Raw genomic sequence first — 18,069 nt, 5'->3', positions numbered from 1 at the left:
AAACGACGGCCTGGGAAGGCCGCCCCACGGCCCAGGACCCTCACTGGGCCTTCACTTTCAGATAATCGCCGTTGAGCTTGTCGCATGACCACAGCAGGCCGCGCGTCACGAGATCGAGATACCGCGGGTCGCCCACCGTGTCGTTGTTGTGGCCGATCGTCGTGCTGAACACGCGCGTCTTGCCGTATTGATTGGCCCAGGCCACCACGAAATCGCTCTCGCCCTTCTCCAGCTTCTGCTTGCCGCGGGCCAGAGGCGTGGCACTGTCCAGCACCGTCACATTGTTGTAAAGCTCTTCGTTGATCGTGGTCCAATCGGCCAGTCCCCGTGTGACCGGGTGTTCCTTGTCGACAAAGGTGATGCCGATCGGAAGCTGCGGACCGTGCTTGGCCGATTGGATGCCCACGAACTCGAACCAGTCGTTGGTGCCCACGCGGTAGCTGTGCATGGCGCAATGCAGGTTGACCGCCGGCACTCCGCTCTTGTGGGCGTTGAGGATGTTCCGCAAGTACGGCATGTCCGTGACTTGGCTGGTACACTCGTCGTGAATCACCACGTCGTAGCCCTTGGCCCAGTCCGGGTTTTCATAAATATCGAAACGGGCTTTGGTCGTCGTGTCGGGCGAATAGACGATCGTCACCTCGACGTTGGCCCGTGCTTCCAGCCCCTGCTTGAGCAGGTCTTTTTGCTTGGCGTAGTCGTGGCAGCAGCCGCCGGCGATCAACAGCGTCTTGAGCGGCTGGCCATCGGCAGCGCGTGCCGGTTGCCCTGAGAAAACGAGGCCCATCAGCGTCAACGAGAACCATCGAAAAGCGTGCGTGCGTGTCATGGCGGATTTTTCCAGTGGGTTAAAGATTCACAAAGCGGACCGAATGTCCCGCAATTGTAATCCAAGGATTCGGCCAATGAAATCACCGGGCCATCGCGGTTACAGGAACGGGGTTGCGTGCAGCTCTGTAGGGAACGGACTCCGTGCCGTTCCGCGCGCACCGAACGATCTTCCATCGGCATTCCACGGAACGGCACGGAGTCCGTTCCCTACAGAGTCTTGGTGGCGCAGCGCGCTTTGACAGGCCCAGGACCCGGCGATAGGTTGAGCGGAGTAGCCGCCCACTCCTAGAGGAACCTCACCATGTTGCGATCGCCGATTTGCTTCGGATTGTTGCTTTGTGCCTTGCCGTGCCTCGGGGCCGAGCCGATGCTCAAAGCCTTGATCGTCGACGGCCAAAACAACCATAACTGGAAGGCCACCACACCGCTGCTCAAAAAGTACCTGGAAGATTCCGGTCTCTTCAGCGTGGATGTGGCGACCACGCCAGCCAACGGCGATCTGAGCCGTTTCAAGCCGGACTTCGCCGGCTACCAGGTCGTGGTGTCGAACTACAACGGCGCGCCTTGGCCGAAGGAAACGCAGCAGGCGTTCGAAAAGTATATGCGCCACGGCGGTGGGTTGGTGGTGGTCCACGCCGCCGACAATGCCTTTCCGCAATGGAAGGCCTACAACGAGATGATCGGCGTCGGCGGCTGGGGCGGACGCAACGAGAAATCGGGCCCCTACGTGCGCCTCCGCGAGGGCCAGTTTGTGCGCGACACGTCGCCCGGCGGCGGCGGAAGTCACGGAGCACAACACGCCTTCTTGGTCGTCGTGCGCGACGGCAAGCACCCGATTACGGCGGGACTGCCCTCATCGTGGATGCACGCCTCCGACGAGCTCTACGACCGCCTTCGCGGTCCGGCGGCGAACCTGACGGTGCTGGCCACCGCCTATGCCGATCCGAAGCAAGGGGGATCAGGCGAACAGGAACCGATGCTCATGGCCATCGACTACGGCAAAGGGCGTGTGTTCCATACCACGCTGGGACACAGTCCGGAGGCGATGCACTGCGTCGGCTTCATCGTCACCTTGCAGCGCGGCGCCGAATGGGCCGCCACCGGCGAGGTCACGCAAAGCAAGATCCCCGGCGACTTTCCCACGTCGGATAAAGTGAGCGTGCGTTAGTGCTCTGTCGTTCGTCGGCTCATTGGACGCACAGCGGTGGCTGGGGCAGAGATTGGCCGCACAGAGCATTGACATCAAGATAAGCGCTGCGGCCAAGCGATGCCCCGGCTTGCACGCGCCGCGAAGCTGGAGGATGGCCTTCCTAGGCCGTCCAAGAACGAACGGGACGGCCTAGGAAGGCCATCCTCCGATATCACATCATTGATGGAGCGCTAGCAGTATGTCTCGCGAAAGTTTTCTGGCCAGGGTGCGCGAAGCCGCGCGGGCCGGCGCCAAGTATCGCGTGGCCGTAGACGACCTGCCGGCCGGCGTCGGTTACTGCGGCGCGGGCGACGATCCGGCCGCCCGACTGGTTGAAGAGGTCAACGCCGTGGGCGGCCGCGGCACGCTGGTGGCCGATTGGGCCGCGGCCCGCGCGATCATGTCCGATTTGCTCGGCCGTTACGCGCCCACGAGCGCACTTTGCTGGCAGCATCCGGTGCTCGACAGACTCGGCCTCAGCGAACTGCTGGCTGAGAACGGAATCGAACGAATCGATTACGATGCGTTGCATGCGCTCGATGCCGACGAGCGACGCAGCCGCATGCTGGCCGCGGACATCGGCATTTCCAGTGCCACCGTCGCAGTCGCTGAGACGGGCACGCTCGCGCTGGCCAGCGGACCGGGCTGCGAGCGCGTCGCGAGCCTGTTGCCGCCGGTCCACGTGGCCGTCGTCGGGCCAGAACAGATCGTGCCCGACCTGTTCGACCTCTTCGCGATCATCGAACGCTCGGCGTCCGAAATGGCGAGCAACTGGGTGCTGGTCACCGGCCCGAGCAAAACGGGCGACTTGGAGTTGCGGCTGACCACGGGCGTACACGGACCGGGCATCTGGCATGTGATCGTCGTTCGCCAGTAGCTCTCTTGGCCCTCGACGGGCGCGGTCTTTGCGATATTTGAAAGAAAGACACGTTTCCTGTCCGATTTGAGAGGGAGGTGGATTATGAGACGGTTTGCAGTTTTGGCGGCCCTTGTCGCCGCGGCCTTGTGGTGTACGACCACGCTCGCCGGTGAAAAAATCAAGCTTCCAAGCGGCCCGGCGAAGGCGACCGTGCAGGTGACGCCTGCCATCCAACATGGTTCGCCGCGCATCACCAACGTCGATTGGGCGCGACGGGCCTGGCGAAATGGATGGAATCCCGGCTACGTTCCTTATTACACGTACCGGCCGTACACCTACGGTTACGTGAGCCCTTATTACGGCGGTTATTACACGTCGCCGTATTATGGCTACTCGTATTACGCGCCGGGTGCTTATTACGGTGGGCCGCGTGTAGCTGTCGGCGTGGGACCGCTGGGTGTTCCTCGCACCGTCTGGTGGTAGGCGGGCGGCAAGCGTTTTGAAAAGCGAGATGCGCCGTGGGCAATTGCCTTTGGGCAAGGTGGTGCGTCTCGCCTTTTCTCATTCGGGGAACAGCCGCTGGCGCCACATAGCGTCAAGTGGCGCAGCATACTCGCTGATCTCGAATACCGCGGCAAACTCGACGGCGCGGCCGCGAGGGTCGCCGTACCGCGCGATCAACTCGCGGCGGTAGCGGTCGGCTTGGGGCCGCAACCGGTCGAGATACCATCGCCGCAGCCAATCGCGCTGCCCGGCTTCGTCGGCGGGCACCTCGGCGGAAATGCCCTGGTTGAACGGCAACCACTCGAAAAACTGCGAGCGGTGACAAGCGAGCATGTCCACGATCTGGTCTAAATAACTTCCTACGTCGACCACGATGTCGCCGGCCAGCGGCGCGGGCTTGGTAAAGCGGTCGGACAAGAAGGCCACCACCGGATCGCGAGCCAGCGCCGGCACTTCGGGCGCCAACGCGGGCACGGTCACGAGGTAGCAGGCATCGCCGACGACGGTGCCCACGGCGCGATGGTCGGGATGATAGTCGTTGGTGCGGTGGGTCAGCACGAGGTCGGGCTTGAAGCTGCGAATCTCGCGGACCACTTGCCAACGCAGGTCGAGCGTCGGTTGCAAACAGCCATCGTGATGTTGCCAGACCTCGGCCGCCGCTCCGATGACCGCCGCTGCTCGCTCGGCTTCCTCTCGCCGCCGCCGGGCCAATTCAGGACCGGCCTGCAAGTGGTGCCCCGCGTCGCCATTGGTCATGGACACGAACTTCACCACGCTTCCCCGCCGCGCGTGCATCGCCGCCAGGCCGCCCCCGTGATACTCGGCGTCGTCGGGATGGGCCACCAGGAACAACAGGCGCACCGCGGATGGCAAAGCAGTGTCGCTCATTCGTACCGCACGTCGTCGATATAAAAGGTAACGGGCTTGCCCTGTCCGGCCACGACCCAAGCGAAGCCGGTGACGATTCGTGAGAGATCGGCGCCGCTCAGATCGATCGAGTATTGCTTCCACTCGGCTGCCAGACGCTCCTTCTCGATCTGCCCCTTTGCCGAGTCGTGGTAACGTTTGTCAGCGCCGAGCAGACCGAATTGAAAGCTGACCAGCTCGTCGCCGCGCTCGCCGCGGGCCCAAAACGTGAGCCGCTTCGCCCCGCTGAGATTCCAGCCACCTGGCTTGTCGCCCCAGTTGTTGCCCGGCTGCTGCCAAACGACCCCGCCCCAGCCGTCCGCCGCTTTATATTGAGCGCGAATACAATACTTGCCCTCGTGCGGCTGAACGTCACAGTCTTCGGCCAGCGCCATTTGCTTGGTCTCGCCCATCCAGCCGGTCGGCACGTAAGGCGGTTTCGCGCGGCCGGCCTCGTCGTAGATCACCAGCGGCAATTTTGCCTTTTGGGCGGGCCTGGGGGAAACCTGGCCTTTGACCAGCAGCGGCAAGTTGCCCACCGCCGCGCCGCCGTGGCCGTCGTCGAGGTAAGCAAACAGGCGGTAGCCGCCCGGCTCGGCGGGCATCTGAACCTCCGCGTGCCGCTGGTCGGCGGCGGTGACGGCGCCGGCGATCGTTTCGGGCGTGGCCTCGGTGTCGCCGCCGGTGCCAAGCTGCTCGGCTTCACGGCTCAAAGCCCAGCGCACGCGCAGCTTATCGCCTTCAGGATCCGAAACTTCGAGCACCGCGCGCAGTTTTGCTCGCGGGTCAACTTCGTCGGCACCGTCCAAGGCCAGCTTGACGATCGCGGGACAACGATTGGCGGGAGGCTTGCCGGACCAAAGCTCCGTCATGGTATCGACCGCGGCCAGCTTGCTGCCGTCGGGCAAGAGCATGCCGAACCAGGTGGCCGTCGCCTCTTGCTTGTTGCCCCAGGTGAAGGCGTAGGAGCCGAGACACTTGCCGGGCTGAGAAACGACGGCCTGTTCGTAGGCCCTGCGATAGAACGCGGCCTTTTCCGTGCTCGTCAGTTCGCGGCAGACGCCCCAGGCGTTCTTGGGCGATTCCCAAACGCCCGGCGGCCCATACTCGGTGACGATGTAGGGCTTGGTGCCGCCGGCTTCGGCATAGCGTTTGGGCAGCGAAGTCACGCCGCCGTAACTGTTGATTCCCACGATGTCGATGTTCGGGCACAGGCGGTGCATGTTTTTTACGCGGTCGCCGCCGATCTCGGCGATCACGGTCATCGTCGGATGGTTGGGATCGAGTTGCTTTGCCAGGCCCGCGAGATTGTTCACTGCGGACCAGATGGCGGCGTTGTCGCCGCGCTCGTAGCCCTCCATTTCATTGCCCAGCCCCCACAAGAGCACCGCGGGATGGTTCTTGTAGCGCTCGATCGCCTGCCTCGTCGACTCGAACTGCGCGGCCACTTGCTCGGAGTTGTTGTAGTCGAAGCCGTGGCGTTCGTGGCCCAGCCAGATGCCGACGGCCACGGTCAGTCCAAGACGGTGGGCTTCGTCGAGCTTTGCCTCAAGCTTGTCGGCCCCCCAGGTGCGCACTGAGTTGCCGCCGGCCTTGGCGAGCAGAGCCAGTGGGCCGTCTCCACCGACGCCCTTGATGAAGTAAGGCTTGCCGTCGCGCAGCAGGCGGTAGCCGTCGGCGGCGCGCTCGATGCGCACGGGGATAGGTTGCGCTCCGGCGGCAAACGATTGATATGCCGCCAACCACACTAGGAGAGCAGTCGATCGTAACGCATGCATGTACGTCACTCTTGTATCGGGCTAGAGATCGTCTGGGCTGAGTCCCGTGTGCTTTCCAATTCGCGCCAGCATGCGCGGTCCAATTTCCACGTTGTCATGGAACGCAAAAACGACGTCAGGCCGGCTTGGTCGCCCAAGGACACGGTGCGAACCGCCTGGTTGTCGCTTAACACTCCATCCGATGCGCAACAGCGCGGCGAGCACTCTACGTGCTTTTGTCGGCGCGCCATTGACTCATGGTCCCACCGCGAAAACCGCTCCGATCTGCGAAACAGACCCGCCGTGCTCCAGCCGATCGGCCAGTACGCGCAACGACAAGGCTTGTACGCGACCAATGGCTTCATCCCGCGAATTCCCATAGGCAAGAACGCCGGGAATTGCAGGAACCTCCGCAATCCAGCGGCCGTCGTCCTCTTGTTCGATCTCGATTGCAAGTGGCATAGTTTGACCTTCCTGAGACCGCTTCATTGTATTTGCCGTCGGAGCAATCGGCAACGAACGCTGTCGGGCGGTAGTGGGTCAGTCGGCGTCCTGCACGACACTATCGAGAATGTGCCGCGCTAGTTGCTGGGTGTCCTTTTCGCGGGGCTTCTTGCGTGAGCCGTTCAGCATGCTCTAATTATGCTTTCACCACCCGTCCACGTCAAACCGCCTTGGAGGCCGTCCATGCTTAGCGCCATCACGTCACCGATAGCGATTGCTTTGCTCGCGTTGATCCAGGTCCAGGAGACGGACGATATGTTTTGCCTTACAAGTCGCGCGTTCGGAAAGACCTATAAGAGCCGCATGGCTCACGATGCCTTGCTCAACTCGCCGACATGGGACAAAGAAAAAGCCGACATCCCTCCCGTGTCGCCACGAAAAGCCATCAGGCTCGCAGAGAAGATGCGAAACTCCGTCGTGAAAGCACCGGATGATTGGGAATGGCACACTGTGGACCTTCACCTGTTTCTCGAGGGGGATCATTGCGTGTGGCACGCAACGTTCCAGGCCATGCCGATCGAGCCCGCGGCAGGTCTTGTCCCGCGCCATGAAGAAGTAACATTGATCGTGCTGATGGATGGCACGGTCATCGAGCCTGTGGTCAGCAACGATGAAGACGGCGACAAAAAATCCCAGGATTAGACTCACCCACTACCTGTCGGGCACCTCGATTTGCGGCTATCATGGCGAGGCGATGTCCTGGTGTCCACAACTGGCGCATCGCCTGGCCGCAGCGCGTGTTTCAATTCAACGCCAACTCTGGCTCCCGGCGCGCCGGGACCCCAGCCACCATCTGACTACTTCTGTACGTTATCGCCCAATGATGCGCACCACCTTTTTTCTCTTCGCCATTCTCTCGTTCACTGCTTCCTCCATAACGGCTGCCGACGCTCCGCGGCCCAATGTGCTGTGGATCTGCGCCGATGATCTGGCCGCGTACACGCTCGGCTGCTACGGCAACGCTCAGGCGCATACGCCGAATATCGACCGCCTAGCGGCGGAAGCGGTCCGCTTCGACCGGGCCTATTGCAACTCGCCCGTCTGCACGGCGTCCAGACAGTCGTTTCTCACGGGCCGCTATCCGCGCACGGTCGGTGTCACGCAGCTCAAGTCGGCGCTGCCCGAAAGCGAAACGACGCTGGCCGAGATGCTGGCCGCCGCCGGCTATCGCACGGGGGCCATCGGCAAGATGCACTTCAACGGCCCGCTGAAGCACGGCTTCGAGCTGCGACTCGACATTCCCGAATATCAGCGGGCCTTGAAGAAACGTGGACGGCAACCTTTGCCCGACAACGTGCGCGTGCAGCCGCCGTGGCATCCCTTTCGAGATCCGGCCAGCGTGTGGCTGAACAGCGAGTGCCTGCCGGTCGGTCTGACCGATGCCGACACGTCGGGCACGTGGTTCGCCCGGCAGGCGGCGGACTACCTGCAAAAAGCACCGGGCCAGCCGTTCTTTCTCATGGTCAGTTTTTACGAGCCGCACTCGCCCTTCGTATTTCCGGTCGAATATCGGGGCCGCCGCGACCCGCGGTCGTTCGTCGTGCCGGCAGTCGGGCCGCAGGACGAGTGGCAAATACCGGCCATCTTTCGCGACCTGACCGAGGCGCAAAAGCAGGGCATCACGGCGGCTTATTACGCGTCGGCGGAGTTCCTCGACAAGAACGTCGGTCTGGTGCTGGATGCGCTCAAAGCCAGCGGGCACGACCGCGACACGCTGGTGGTGCTGACGGGCGATCACGGCTACATGCTCGGCCAGCACGGTCGCTTCGAGAAGCACTGTTCCTATGAGCCGGCGGTCCGCGCTCCGCTCGTGATACGATTGCCCGGCGGCCAGCATGCCGGCCACAACGCGGCGTTGGTGGAGTTCATCGACATCGTGCCCACGGTTCTCGATCGGTGCCGGGTGCCGGTCCCCGCGGCGGTGCAGGGCCGCAGTCTGGCGGCGCTGCTCGACGGCGGCGCGCAGCGGCATCGCGATCGCGTCGTGGTGGAATACTCCGAGAACGAAGAAGCGATGATCCGCGACGATCGGTACAAGCTGGTCTACATCACCGGCCGCCGACAGCGGGAAGACGGTTACGCCACGTCCGAACCGCTCACGAAGCGGGTGATCGAACTGTTCGACGAGCAAAACGATCCGGAGGAACTTCACGATCTGGCCGGCCAGGAAGAGCAGGCGGGCCGCATCGAGGCGTTTTTGCACCAGCTTGCCGATCACTTGCGCCGCACGGCTCGCCAGCCCGAACGGCTGCCAGAGACCGACGATCTCCATGCTTTCATCGACGCCTGCCTTGCGCCGCACGATGTCGGGCACTAACCCGGATGATTCACCGGCCCCCGAACTTGGCGCGCAGACTGCGCGAACACCAACCCGAAGCGCAAGCGAGCTAAGTCCGTTGCTGATCCTCGCTTGCGCTTCGGGTTGGTGTGGGCCGGTGAATAATCCGGGCTAAGAGGCTATCCGAGCACCGGGGAGCAGGCGGGACGCCTTTTCCGGGGCCTTGATTCAAAGATCGCAAAGATCGGTCAACGCTGGCCGCCGGGTGCGAAGTCGGCTAGAATCAAGTCGGTCACGCGCGGCGGCGTAACGCTGAAAGAGATATGGGAAGAAGGCAAAGCCGCCGATGCGGTCCGCGGCAGCCATTGGGACTATGTGGTGATTCAGGAGCACAGCTTCTGGGCAGTGACCGACGTCGAGAGGGGCACGGATTACATCGGGCGATTCGACAAGCTGGCTCGCCGGTCCGGCGCCAAGACGGTGCTCTACCTCACTTGGCCCAGGAAGCCCGGCAGCCATTGGTACAGCGACGGTCAGACTGCGTTCCAGCCGCCGGCCGCGCGGTGACGAAAGAAAGGAAGAGAGCGATGCATCGAGGCCGTTAAGGCCCTGACGTGACGACCGTCAACCGGGGCGCGCCGACAGTCAAGAAACGGAACAACCAGAACGACAAAAAATGAGGAATTGAATTGCAGGCCGCACGCGGCCTCCGCTGCCATTATCGGCCTGCCGGAAAACCAGGGCAAGCAATCTGTGACAAGCGACCTGATATGATCGCCAAAACTTGTCGCGTTGCCCCCGCCACGATAATCTAAACGTCTGGTGATCGCGGGGCGGAAACGAATCTTCGCTCAAGAAAGGATGGCGGGTTGTGCGTGTTCAATGGCAACGCTTGGCGGTGGCGATCGTTGTGGCTTGCGGCTCGCTCGCGGGCGCCGAAGATTCCAGCACGCTGAAGCTCAATCTGCGACGGCGAACAGAAACCTCGCCCGGCTCGGGCCGTTATCATACGCTGACCGAACGCGACGTCGCTTGGGACGCGCGACAAACGGCGATCATCGTCTGCGATATGTGGGACGCCCATCACTGCCTCAACGCGGTGCGACGGGTACACGAGCTGGCGCCGCGCATGAACCAGGTCCTGCATGCCGCCCGCGACCGCGGCGCGCTCGTCATTCACGCCCCCAGCGGTTGCATGGAGGCATACGCCAACCGTCCGGGGCGACAGTTGGCCAAGAGCGCGCCGTCGGCCGGCAACTTGCCCGGCGAGATCGGCCGGTGGTGCCGGCAGATTCCGAACGAAGACCGCGGCGCCTATCCGCTCGATCAGCGGGCCGGCGGCGAGGACGACGACCCGGTCGAACATCGGCAGTGGCACGATTACCTCGCCTCGATCGGCCGCCATCCCAAGGCCCCTTGGAAGGCCCAGTTCGCGGCGCTGGAAATCGACGACGCCAATGACGCGATCAGTGATTCGGGCGTCGAAATCTGGAACCTCCTCGACGAGCGCGGCATCAAGAACGTGATCCTGCTTGGCGTCCACACGAACATGTGCGTGCTGGGCCGGCCGTTCGGTCTGCGGCAACTGGCCAAGAACGGCAAGCACGTCGTTCTGATGCGCGACATGACCGACACGATGTACGATCCGGCCAAGTGGCCTTACGTGAGCCACTTCACCGGCACCGATCTGATCGTCGAACATATCGAAAAGTTCGTTTGCCCGACGGTCGCCAGCGGCGATTTGCTCGGCGACGGGCGCGAGTTCCGCTTTTCGGGCGACCGCCGGCCGCAGCTTGCTTTGCTCGTAGCCGAAGACGAATACAAGACCGAAGAATCGCTGCCCAAGTTCGCGGCACAGTACCTGGGGCGCGATTATCGCGTGAGCTTCATCTTCGGCAGCGACACCGACCGCCGCGACATTCCTGCGATCGAGGCGCTCGACCAGGCCGACGCCTTGCTGGTCAGCGTGCGGCGGCGGCCGCTACCTGCCGTCGAGCTCGACCACGTGCGCCGCTTCGTCGCCGCGGGCAAGCCGATGATCGGCATCCGGACGGCCAGCCATGCCTTTGCCCCGCCGGCCGGCAAGCCGCTGGGCAAAGATCTTGCGCAAGGGGGAGTCGCGCAGTGGGCCGACTTCGACCAGCAAGTTTGGGGCGGCAACTATGTGAATCATCACGCCAACGATCTGCACCCGCGGGTGGCGGTCGCCGCCGGCAGCGGGCCGCACGCGGTGCTTGCCGGAATCTCGCTTCAGCAGTACGTCAGCCCGTGTTCGCTTTACAAGGTGAGTCCGCTTTTGCCCGGCACGCAGCCGCTGTTGCTGGGGATGGTGCCCGGCTTTGCGAGCGAGCCGGTGGCTTGGACGCGCGTGCGTGCCGACGGCGGCCGTTCGTTCTACACGTCGCTGGGCCACATCGGCGACTTCAGCCAGCCGGCCTTTTGCCAACTGCTGTTCAACGGCATCAACTGGGCCTGCAACGTCAGCGGCACGCCGCCCTCGCATGAATGGACCGCGACGATGCCCGATTTGGCGGAGAATTCTTCGCCGAAATAACGAGGTGCGTCATAGTTGCCATGCTGCCGCCCATTGCGGCAGCTCCCCAAGGCCCGCAGGCTCCTTCTTCCCGCTTTTGTAGTCTACGAACCAGTTGTTCTTTGAGTGCGCCTCAGAGGAAGAGGTGTCGCGCCGCCTAGCCAACGAGGTTTACGTGACGCAAGTCGAGGTGGCTGTTGGGCAAACTTAGGGCCCTTTCCGCGCAGGAAGTTTGTGCAATTCTAGCGCGGCACGGGTTCGTCGAAGTGAGGCGTCGCAGCAGGCACATCCTCATGCAACGGTTGCACGCCGGGAGAACGACAACGGTTCCGGTGCCCGATCATGCCCAACTTGCGCACTGGCACTTTACGCGCGATTATTCGGCAATCTGGAATACCACGGACCGAGTTCGAGAGACCCTGACGCAATTGCGGTCCCACAAGCCGGCCGGTAAACTGAAGTTGGCGGCCCGCCGGCCTTGGTGGGCCGGCGCTCGCCAAGGCGAGCATGTCCCGCCCCCTAAACAGTCCCCACCTGCCCCATGCCCGCCACTTCGCTTCCGGCCGCTACCGTGGTCCTCCTGCATCCCGATGATAATGTCTGCGTTGCCACCCGCAATCTCGAAGGCGGCAGCGAAGTGACGGCCGGCGGACGAACGGTGCGTCTGACGGGTGCCGTCCGCCTGGGTCACAAAATCGCGCTCGTGCCGATTGCCAAGGGCGGCCGGGTCTATCGCTACGGCCAGACCATCGGCTTCGCCACCGAGGCCATCGAGCCGGGCGATTGGGTCCACACGCACAACGTCGAGGCGGGCGCGTTCTCGCGCGACTATGAGTATGCGACCGAGGTGCCGCCCGACCCCGCGCCGATCGAAGACCACACCTTCCAAGGCTATCGCCGGGCCGACGGCCGCGCGGGCACGCGCAACTACATTGCCATCATCTCCAACGTCAACTGCTCGGCCTCGGTCAGCAAATACGTCGCCCAACGGTTCGATCACGGCCTGCTGAAAGACTTTCCCAACGTGGACGGCATTCTGCCGCTCACGCACAAGGGCGGTTGCGGAATGCAGTACGGCGGCGAAGACCATCAGCAGCTTGCCCGCACGATGGCCGGCTTCGCCAAGCACCCCAACGTGGGCGGCTACCTGTTGATCGGTCTGGGTTGCGAAACGGCTTCGTTGCCTTATTTGGTGGAGACCACGGGTCTGGTGCAGATTGCCGGCGTGGGCAGCAACGGTGTGGGCCGCAAGCTGCCGCCGGTGCTCACCCTGCAAGAGTGCGGCGGCACGGCCAAGACGATCGAGGCCGCCCACCGCGAGATCATGAAGATGCTGCCCGACGTCGACGACGTGCGGCGCGAGACGATTCCGGCCAGCGAGATCGTGCTGGGGCTGAACTGCGGCGGCTCCGACGGCAATTCGGGCATCACCGCCAATCCGGCCCTGGGCGTGGCCAGCGACCTGCTGGTCGCGGCGGGCGGCACGGCGGTGCTGGCCGAAACCTCGGAAGTCTACGGGGCCGAGCACCTGCTGACGCGGCGTGCCCGGACGCGGGCCATCGGCGAAAAGCTGGCCGAGCGGATTCGCTGGTGGGAGCGTTACGCCGAGATGTTCGGCGCCGAGTTGAACAACAATCCGTCGCAAGGCAACAAGGAAGGCGGCCTGACGACCATCTACGAAAAATCGCTGGGCGCGGTGACCAAGGCCGGCTCGACCGCCCTGGCCGGCGTCTATCTCTACGGCGAGCAAGTCACCGGCAAGGGATTCGTGTTCATGGATACGCCGGGCTTCGATCCGGTCAGCGTCACGGGACTCGTGGCCGGCGGCTGCAACGTGATCGCCTTCACCACCGGCCGCGGAAGCTGCTTCGGCTGCAAGCCCTCGCCCTCGATCAAGATCGCCACGAACACGCCGATGTACGAGCGGATGATCGGCGACATGGACATCGACGCGGGCATGATCCTGGACGGCACGCCGGTGGAGCAGGTCGGCCGGCGGATTTTCGAGTATGTGTTGGAAGTCGCCAGCGGCAGCAAGACGAAGAGCGAGCTACTGGGCGTGGGCGAAGAGGAGTTCGCGCCCTGGAGCATCGGGCCGACGCTGTAGCAAGGGGTTAGGCGATGGGCGTTAGGCGTTAGGGCACGACCGTCCCATCGTCCCTAATGCCCAACGCCGATTGCCTAACGCCTTGAACACGGTGGGCCGGCGCTCGCAAGCTCGCTGGCCCCACCCTACCTACGTTGCCAACACCAGGACGAAAACCATTGAAACAACGAGCGTTCGAATTCACGTTCTGTCTCTGTGCCTCGCTGGTTACCGCCGTGAACGATTCAGCTTTGTCCGATGAACCGGCCAAGTATGAACCGACGGAGGCGTATACAAGCGAAACGGTCGAAGGCTGGACGGTGCTGGTCAACAAGCCGTTTCGCGAGCGCGACGCCGAGCTTTGTGCCGAGGCGCTCTCTCTGCTGCGGCAGCAGCTCTATCTGATCGTTCGCAACGTGCCGCCGGGGGCGGTGGCGAAGCTGCGGCAGATCAAGATTTGGGTCGAAGAAGCCGAGCCGCACCATCCCTGCATGTGCTACCACCCCGATCCGGGCTGGCTCCGCGAACACGACATGAACCCCGACAAGGCCCGTTCGGTCGAGCTGGCCAACGCCCGGAATTTCTTGAAGTGGGTCCACGACCAGCCGTGGATGGTATTTCACGAGTTGGCCCACGGCTATCACCATCAGTTTCTCAACGACGGCTTCGCCAACGCCGAGGTGCGCGCCGTGTTTGAGCGCGCCACGGACGCGAAGGTCTACGAATCGGTGCTGCACATCCGCGGCAAGCGCGAGCGGCATTATGCGCTGACCAATCCGCAAGAGTACTTTGCCGAATCGAGCGAGGCCTATTTCGGCACGAACGATTTCTATCCCTTCGTGCGTTCGGAACTCAAGGAGGCCGACGCGGAAGGGTATCTGGTGCTCAAGAAAGCTTGGGAAGAGTAAAGCATCAGCGTATCTCGCCCGCCGCGCGCATCATCTTCAAAATCAGCTCGTCGAAGGGTGTCTCGGTCGAGGTCCGCGTGCAGCCGAGACCGTAATTGCGGCAATAGCGCAGCAGCGATTGCTGGAACCGCTCGAAGATCGCCCGGTATTGCCGCAGATTGCGTTCGGTGACCGTCACTTTGCGGCTGGATGAAGTTTCGACGTCGTACAGTTCGATGTCGCCCAGCACGTTCGGTTCGGCCTCGCCGCGAGCGTAGATTTGCACGACGTGCGGCTCGTAATGGCGGTGGCGGAGGATGTCGAGGCCCCGCTCGAATCCGGCCGGATCGTAAAAGTCGCTCACCACCACGGCCAGCCCGCGGCGCTGGGTGCGGTGGACGAACCCGGTGGCCACGCGGGCCAGGTCGGTGAGCGTGCCCTGGGGTTCGACCGCTTCGAGAAACTTCAAGAGCGACAGGATGCGGGCCTTGCCGCGCGCGAGCGGAAAGTCGGCCACAATCTCGTTGGAAAAAGCGATCACCGCCACGCGATCGAGATCGGCCAGCGCGATGTAAGCCAACGCCGCCGCGACCTTGCGCGCGAAATCGAACTTGTTCGGTGATCCGAAGTTCATGCTCCGCGAACAATCGACAAACAGGTAGACGTGCAGGTCTTCTTCTTCCTGAAACCGCTTGAGCAGCAGTTCATCGTGCCGGGCGTAGACGTTCCAATCGAGATAGCGAAAGTCGTCGCCGGGCGTGTACTCGCGGTGGTCGGCGAACTCGACGCCGCCTCCCATCTGCATCGTCCGCCGCTGCGCCAACAACGACCCCCGAAACACTCGACGCGAAATCAGCGAGAGGTATTCGAGCTTCTTTAAGAAGTCGGAATCGAAGAGCGGCATGGTTCGTGGTCGGGAGGAACGAAAACCGGGATGAACAAAGACACTCCTAGTCTATCCCGGCCCAGCGGGTCCGAGCAATCCTCGCAAACAGAGCATGGAGTTGACTGACAAGTCGATCGCTGGCCGAAGCAGCCAATTGATGTGAGGGCGAAGCATCGCCGCCACCGCATTCAGCCGCAACCGGTGGGCGGGGGAGAACGTGCTCGCGGACCGCGCAGAACGATGATTTGCCGAGCAGGCGTTGGCGATCGCATCGAAAAGCGTTTATACTTCGTGTCGTGTCTGGATAGCTTACGGTCCCGCCCACCAGCGAGGAGTGCCCTTTGCTCCCGCCTCGCTTCATTATCGCCTGCCTCTCGATCTTCGCTTTGGCCGACGCGGCCTGGGCTGACGATGATCCTGCGCTGTGCGACATCACGGTCGATCCGCCCGCAGTCACGCTTGCCGGCGCGGATGCGCGATTCACGCTGCTGGTCGAGGGTAGGCGTGCGGACGGACGTATCGTCGATCTCACGCGCCACGCCCGTTATCGCTCGCTGTCGCCGGACGTGGTCGAAGTGTCTGACCAGGGAGTTGTGTACCCGCGGGCCGATGGCAGTGGCGAAGTCGAAATCGACGTAGCGGGACAAAAACGCCTCGTCCTGTGCCACGTTACGGGCAGCAGGCAGACGCCGTTGTATAACTTCGCCAACGACGTGGTGCCGCTATTGAGCCGCTTCGGCTGCAATTCGTCCGGCTGCCATGGCAAGGCCGAAGGACAGAATGGGTTCAAGCTGTCCGTGTTCGGGTTCGATCCGGCGGCCGATTATCGCGCACTGACGATGGAAGACCGCGGCCGGCGCGTGTTTCCCGCGTCGGCCTCGCAGAGCCTGTTGTTGCGGAAGGCCGCGGGCCAAGCGCCGCACGGTGGCGGCGTTCGCATCGGCGGCGATTCGCGCGAATACCGCATTCTGCACGACTGGATCGCCGGCGGGCTGCGCTTCGGCGACGCGGCCGACCCGCACGTCGTGAGCATTGCCCTGACGCCTCGCGAGCGGCTGCTCGATCTGCGGGCCGGCCAGCAGCTCCGTGTCACGGCCCGCTACAGCGATGGCCGCCAAGTCGATGTCACCAGCCTGGTACGATTTCAGTCGAACAACGAGGCCCTGGCCGTCGTCGACGAGTCGGGGCTGGTCGCCGCGGGCGAGATGCCCGGCCAGGTGGCCGTGATGGCGAGCTTCATGGGCGAAGTTGATCTGTTCCGGGCAATCATTCCACAGCCAGGCACAACGGCGGGCCACGCGCCCTTGGCCGAGAACAACTTCATCGATCGCCTAGTGGCCGCCCAGCTTGCCAAACTGAATCTCGCGCCGTCGCCCTCGGCTGATGATGCCACGTTTCTGCGCCGAGTTTATCTCGACACGATCGGCACGTTGCCCACGGCTGGGGAGGCACGGCAGTTTCTGACGGACGCGCGCGGCGATCGCCGGGCGCGGCTGGTCGACGACTTGTTGAGTCGGCCCGAGTTCGCCGACTACTGGGCCTTGAAGTGGGCCGACCTGTTGCGGGTCGATCGCGTGGCTTTGGGCCACAAAGGAGCCTACGCGTATTACCGCTGGATTCGCGACAGCCTGGCGTCGAAAAAGCCGCTCGACCAGTTTGCCCGAGAGGTGCTGACCGCCGAAGGGCCGCTGGCCGAGTCGCCGGCCGGCAATTTTTATAAGGTCGTGCAGAAGCCGGGCGAAATGGCCAGCACGCTCTCGCAAGTGTTTCTCGGCGTGCGCATCTCGTGTGCCGAGTGCCATCATCACCCCTTCGACCGCTGGAGCCAGACCGATTATTACGGCATGGTCGACTTCTTCGCGCCACTCGCTCGCAGGCAGGCGCCGCGCGGCGAGATGCTGCTGGCGGGCGCCGCCGCCGAGACCAAACATCCTCGCACAGGCGAAACTGTGCGGGCACATCCGCTCGGCGCGGAGACACCTCAAAGCCTGCCGGTCGGAGACCGTCGCACAGCACTGGCCGACTGGATGACTTCCCGCGACAATCCCTGGTTTGCCAAGAATCTGGCGAACCGCGTCTGGGCACATTATCTCGGCCGGGGGCTGGTCGAGCCGGTTGACGACGTGCGGGCAACCAATCCGCCCGGCAATCCGGAGCTACTCGGCGCCTTGGCCACGTACCTTGCCGACCACCAGTTCGATTTGCGGGAACTGATCCGCGTCATCACGTCGTCGGCCGTTTATCAACTCTCCAGCCGGCCGAACGAAACCAACGAGCGCGACGAGCAGAACTACTCGCGGGCCCTGTTCAAGCCGCTCGACGCCGAGGTGTTGCTCGATGCCGTGTGCCAGACCACGGGCGTGGGCGAAAAGTTTCCGGGCATTCCCGCCGGCTATCGGGCCGTGCAATTGTGGGACAGCAATGTATCGCACTACTTCCTCAAACTCTTCGGCCGCCCCCTACGAAAGACGCCCTGCAAGTGCGAGCGGAACGCCGAGGCCAGCGTGGCCCAGGTGTTGCACTTTCTCAACTCGCCGGAGATCGAGGACAAACTCGCCCACGAATCGGGCCGGATCAAGCATCTCGCGGCCGAGCACGCCGACAACGGCGAGTTGGCCGATGAGCTTTACCTGACGTTTTTTAGCCGCTTTCCCAGCGATGACGAGCGACGCACCGCGATCGGTCACCTGGGTCGTTCGACGGCCGGCCGCCGACGTGCCGCCGAGGATCTGGCCTGGACGATGCTCAATTCACTGGAGTTTGCCTTTAATCATTAAACTGTAGGGTGGGGCCAGCGAGCTTGCGAGCGCCGGCCCACCGCGTAAACGACGCCGCATGTGGTGGGCCGG

General features: G+C 63.3%; 16 protein-coding genes. 10 read left to right on the top strand and 6 right to left on the bottom strand.

Translation table 11 applies throughout. From position 1 onward, the window contains the following. Window positions 1-40: 40 nt before the first annotated feature. Entirely contained in the window at window positions 41-829 is a 789-nt protein-coding gene (locus tag VNH11_01380) for a ThuA domain-containing protein (GenBank protein ID HVA45012.1), read from the bottom strand. Window positions 830-1,132: 303 nt separating this feature from the next. Between VNH11_01380 and VNH11_01375 the strand changes: the two genes are divergently transcribed. The 3 genes from VNH11_01375 (at window position 1,133) to VNH11_01365 (ending at window position 3,362) form a co-directional block, all read left to right on the top strand. Continuing rightward, complete coding sequence (locus tag VNH11_01375) at window positions 1,133-1,999, top strand: ThuA domain-containing protein (GenBank protein HVA45011.1); 867 nt, start codon at window positions 1,133-1,135, stop codon at window positions 1,997-1,999. 220 nt (window positions 2,000-2,219) lie between these two features. Then, window positions 2,220-2,897 (top strand): LUD domain-containing protein, encoded by a 678-nt coding sequence (locus tag VNH11_01370; GenBank protein ID HVA45010.1) that lies wholly within the window; start codon window positions 2,220-2,222, stop codon window positions 2,895-2,897. A gap of 84 nt (window positions 2,898-2,981) precedes the next feature. Continuing rightward, a complete protein-coding gene (locus VNH11_01365; protein HVA45009.1) occupies window positions 2,982-3,362 on the top strand; it encodes a hypothetical protein in 381 nt (126 codons plus the stop codon). Between the two features lie 78 nt (window positions 3,363-3,440). Here the strand turns inward: VNH11_01365 and VNH11_01360 are convergent, their stop codons facing one another. The 4 genes from VNH11_01360 to VNH11_01345 all read right to left on the bottom strand — a co-directional run bounded on the left by VNH11_01360 (window position 3,441) and on the right by VNH11_01345 (window position 6,508). Then, entirely contained in the window at window positions 3,441-4,271 is an 831-nt protein-coding gene (locus VNH11_01360) for a PIG-L deacetylase family protein (protein ID HVA45008.1), read from the bottom strand. After that, window positions 4,268-5,986 (bottom strand): glycoside hydrolase family 2 TIM barrel-domain containing protein, encoded by a 1,719-nt coding sequence (locus VNH11_01355; GenBank protein HVA45007.1) that lies wholly within the window; start codon window positions 5,984-5,986, stop codon window positions 4,268-4,270. Before VNH11_01355 ends, VNH11_01360 begins: the two co-directional genes overlap by 4 nt. A gap of 102 nt (window positions 5,987-6,088) precedes the next feature. Further along, a complete protein-coding gene (locus tag VNH11_01350) occupies window positions 6,089-6,271 on the bottom strand; it encodes a type II toxin-antitoxin system HicA family toxin (GenBank protein ID HVA45006.1) in 183 nt (60 codons plus the stop codon). 30 nt (window positions 6,272-6,301) lie between these two features. Next, window positions 6,302-6,508, bottom strand: coding sequence for a type II toxin-antitoxin system HicB family antitoxin (locus VNH11_01345; protein ID HVA45005.1), 207 nt, complete (start codon window positions 6,506-6,508; stop codon window positions 6,302-6,304). A 225-nt stretch (window positions 6,509-6,733) separates the two neighbouring features. On the opposite strand from VNH11_01345, the gene VNH11_01340 reads away from it, so the two are divergent. The 6 genes from VNH11_01340 to VNH11_01315 all read left to right on the top strand — a co-directional run bounded on the left by VNH11_01340 (window position 6,734) and on the right by VNH11_01315 (window position 14,355). After that, the gene (locus tag VNH11_01340; protein ID HVA45004.1) at window positions 6,734-7,192 is read left to right on the top strand and encodes a hypothetical protein; all 459 of its coding nucleotides are present in this window, start codon (window positions 6,734-6,736) and stop codon (window positions 7,190-7,192) included. Window positions 7,193-7,370: 178 nt separating this feature from the next. Further along, window positions 7,371-8,867, top strand: coding sequence for a sulfatase-like hydrolase/transferase (locus VNH11_01335; protein ID HVA45003.1), 1,497 nt, complete (start codon window positions 7,371-7,373; stop codon window positions 8,865-8,867). 339 nt (window positions 8,868-9,206) lie between these two features. Next, window positions 9,207-9,395 (top strand): hypothetical protein, encoded by a 189-nt coding sequence (locus VNH11_01330; protein HVA45002.1) that lies wholly within the window; start codon window positions 9,207-9,209, stop codon window positions 9,393-9,395. 304 nt (window positions 9,396-9,699) lie between these two features. Continuing rightward, entirely contained in the window at window positions 9,700-11,382 is a 1,683-nt protein-coding gene (locus VNH11_01325) for a ThuA domain-containing protein (GenBank protein HVA45001.1), read from the top strand. 520 nt (window positions 11,383-11,902) lie between these two features. Beyond that, window positions 11,903-13,468, top strand: coding sequence for an altronate dehydratase family protein (locus VNH11_01320; GenBank protein ID HVA45000.1), 1,566 nt, complete (start codon window positions 11,903-11,905; stop codon window positions 13,466-13,468). 158 nt (window positions 13,469-13,626) lie between these two features. Then, window positions 13,627-14,355, top strand: a complete 729-nt coding sequence (locus VNH11_01315; protein ID HVA44999.1) for a hypothetical protein — start codon at window positions 13,627-13,629, stop codon at window positions 14,353-14,355. Window positions 14,356-14,359: 4 nt separating this feature from the next. Here the strand turns inward: VNH11_01315 and VNH11_01310 are convergent, their stop codons facing one another. Then, entirely contained in the window at window positions 14,360-15,238 is an 879-nt protein-coding gene (locus tag VNH11_01310) for a DUF58 domain-containing protein (GenBank protein ID HVA44998.1), read from the bottom strand. A 323-nt stretch (window positions 15,239-15,561) separates the two neighbouring features. Here VNH11_01310 and VNH11_01305 point away from each other — a divergent pair, with 323 nt between their 5' ends. Continuing rightward, window positions 15,562-17,997, top strand: coding sequence for a DUF1549 domain-containing protein (locus tag VNH11_01305; protein ID HVA44997.1), 2,436 nt, complete (start codon window positions 15,562-15,564; stop codon window positions 17,995-17,997). Window positions 17,998-18,069: the final 72 nt, after the last annotated feature.

Source organism: Pirellulales bacterium (assembly GCA_035533075.1).
In the GTDB taxonomy this organism is placed as follows: domain Bacteria; phylum Planctomycetota; class Planctomycetia; order Pirellulales; family JAICIG01; genus DASSFG01.
This window is presented reverse-complemented; position numbering and strand designations above follow the sequence as displayed.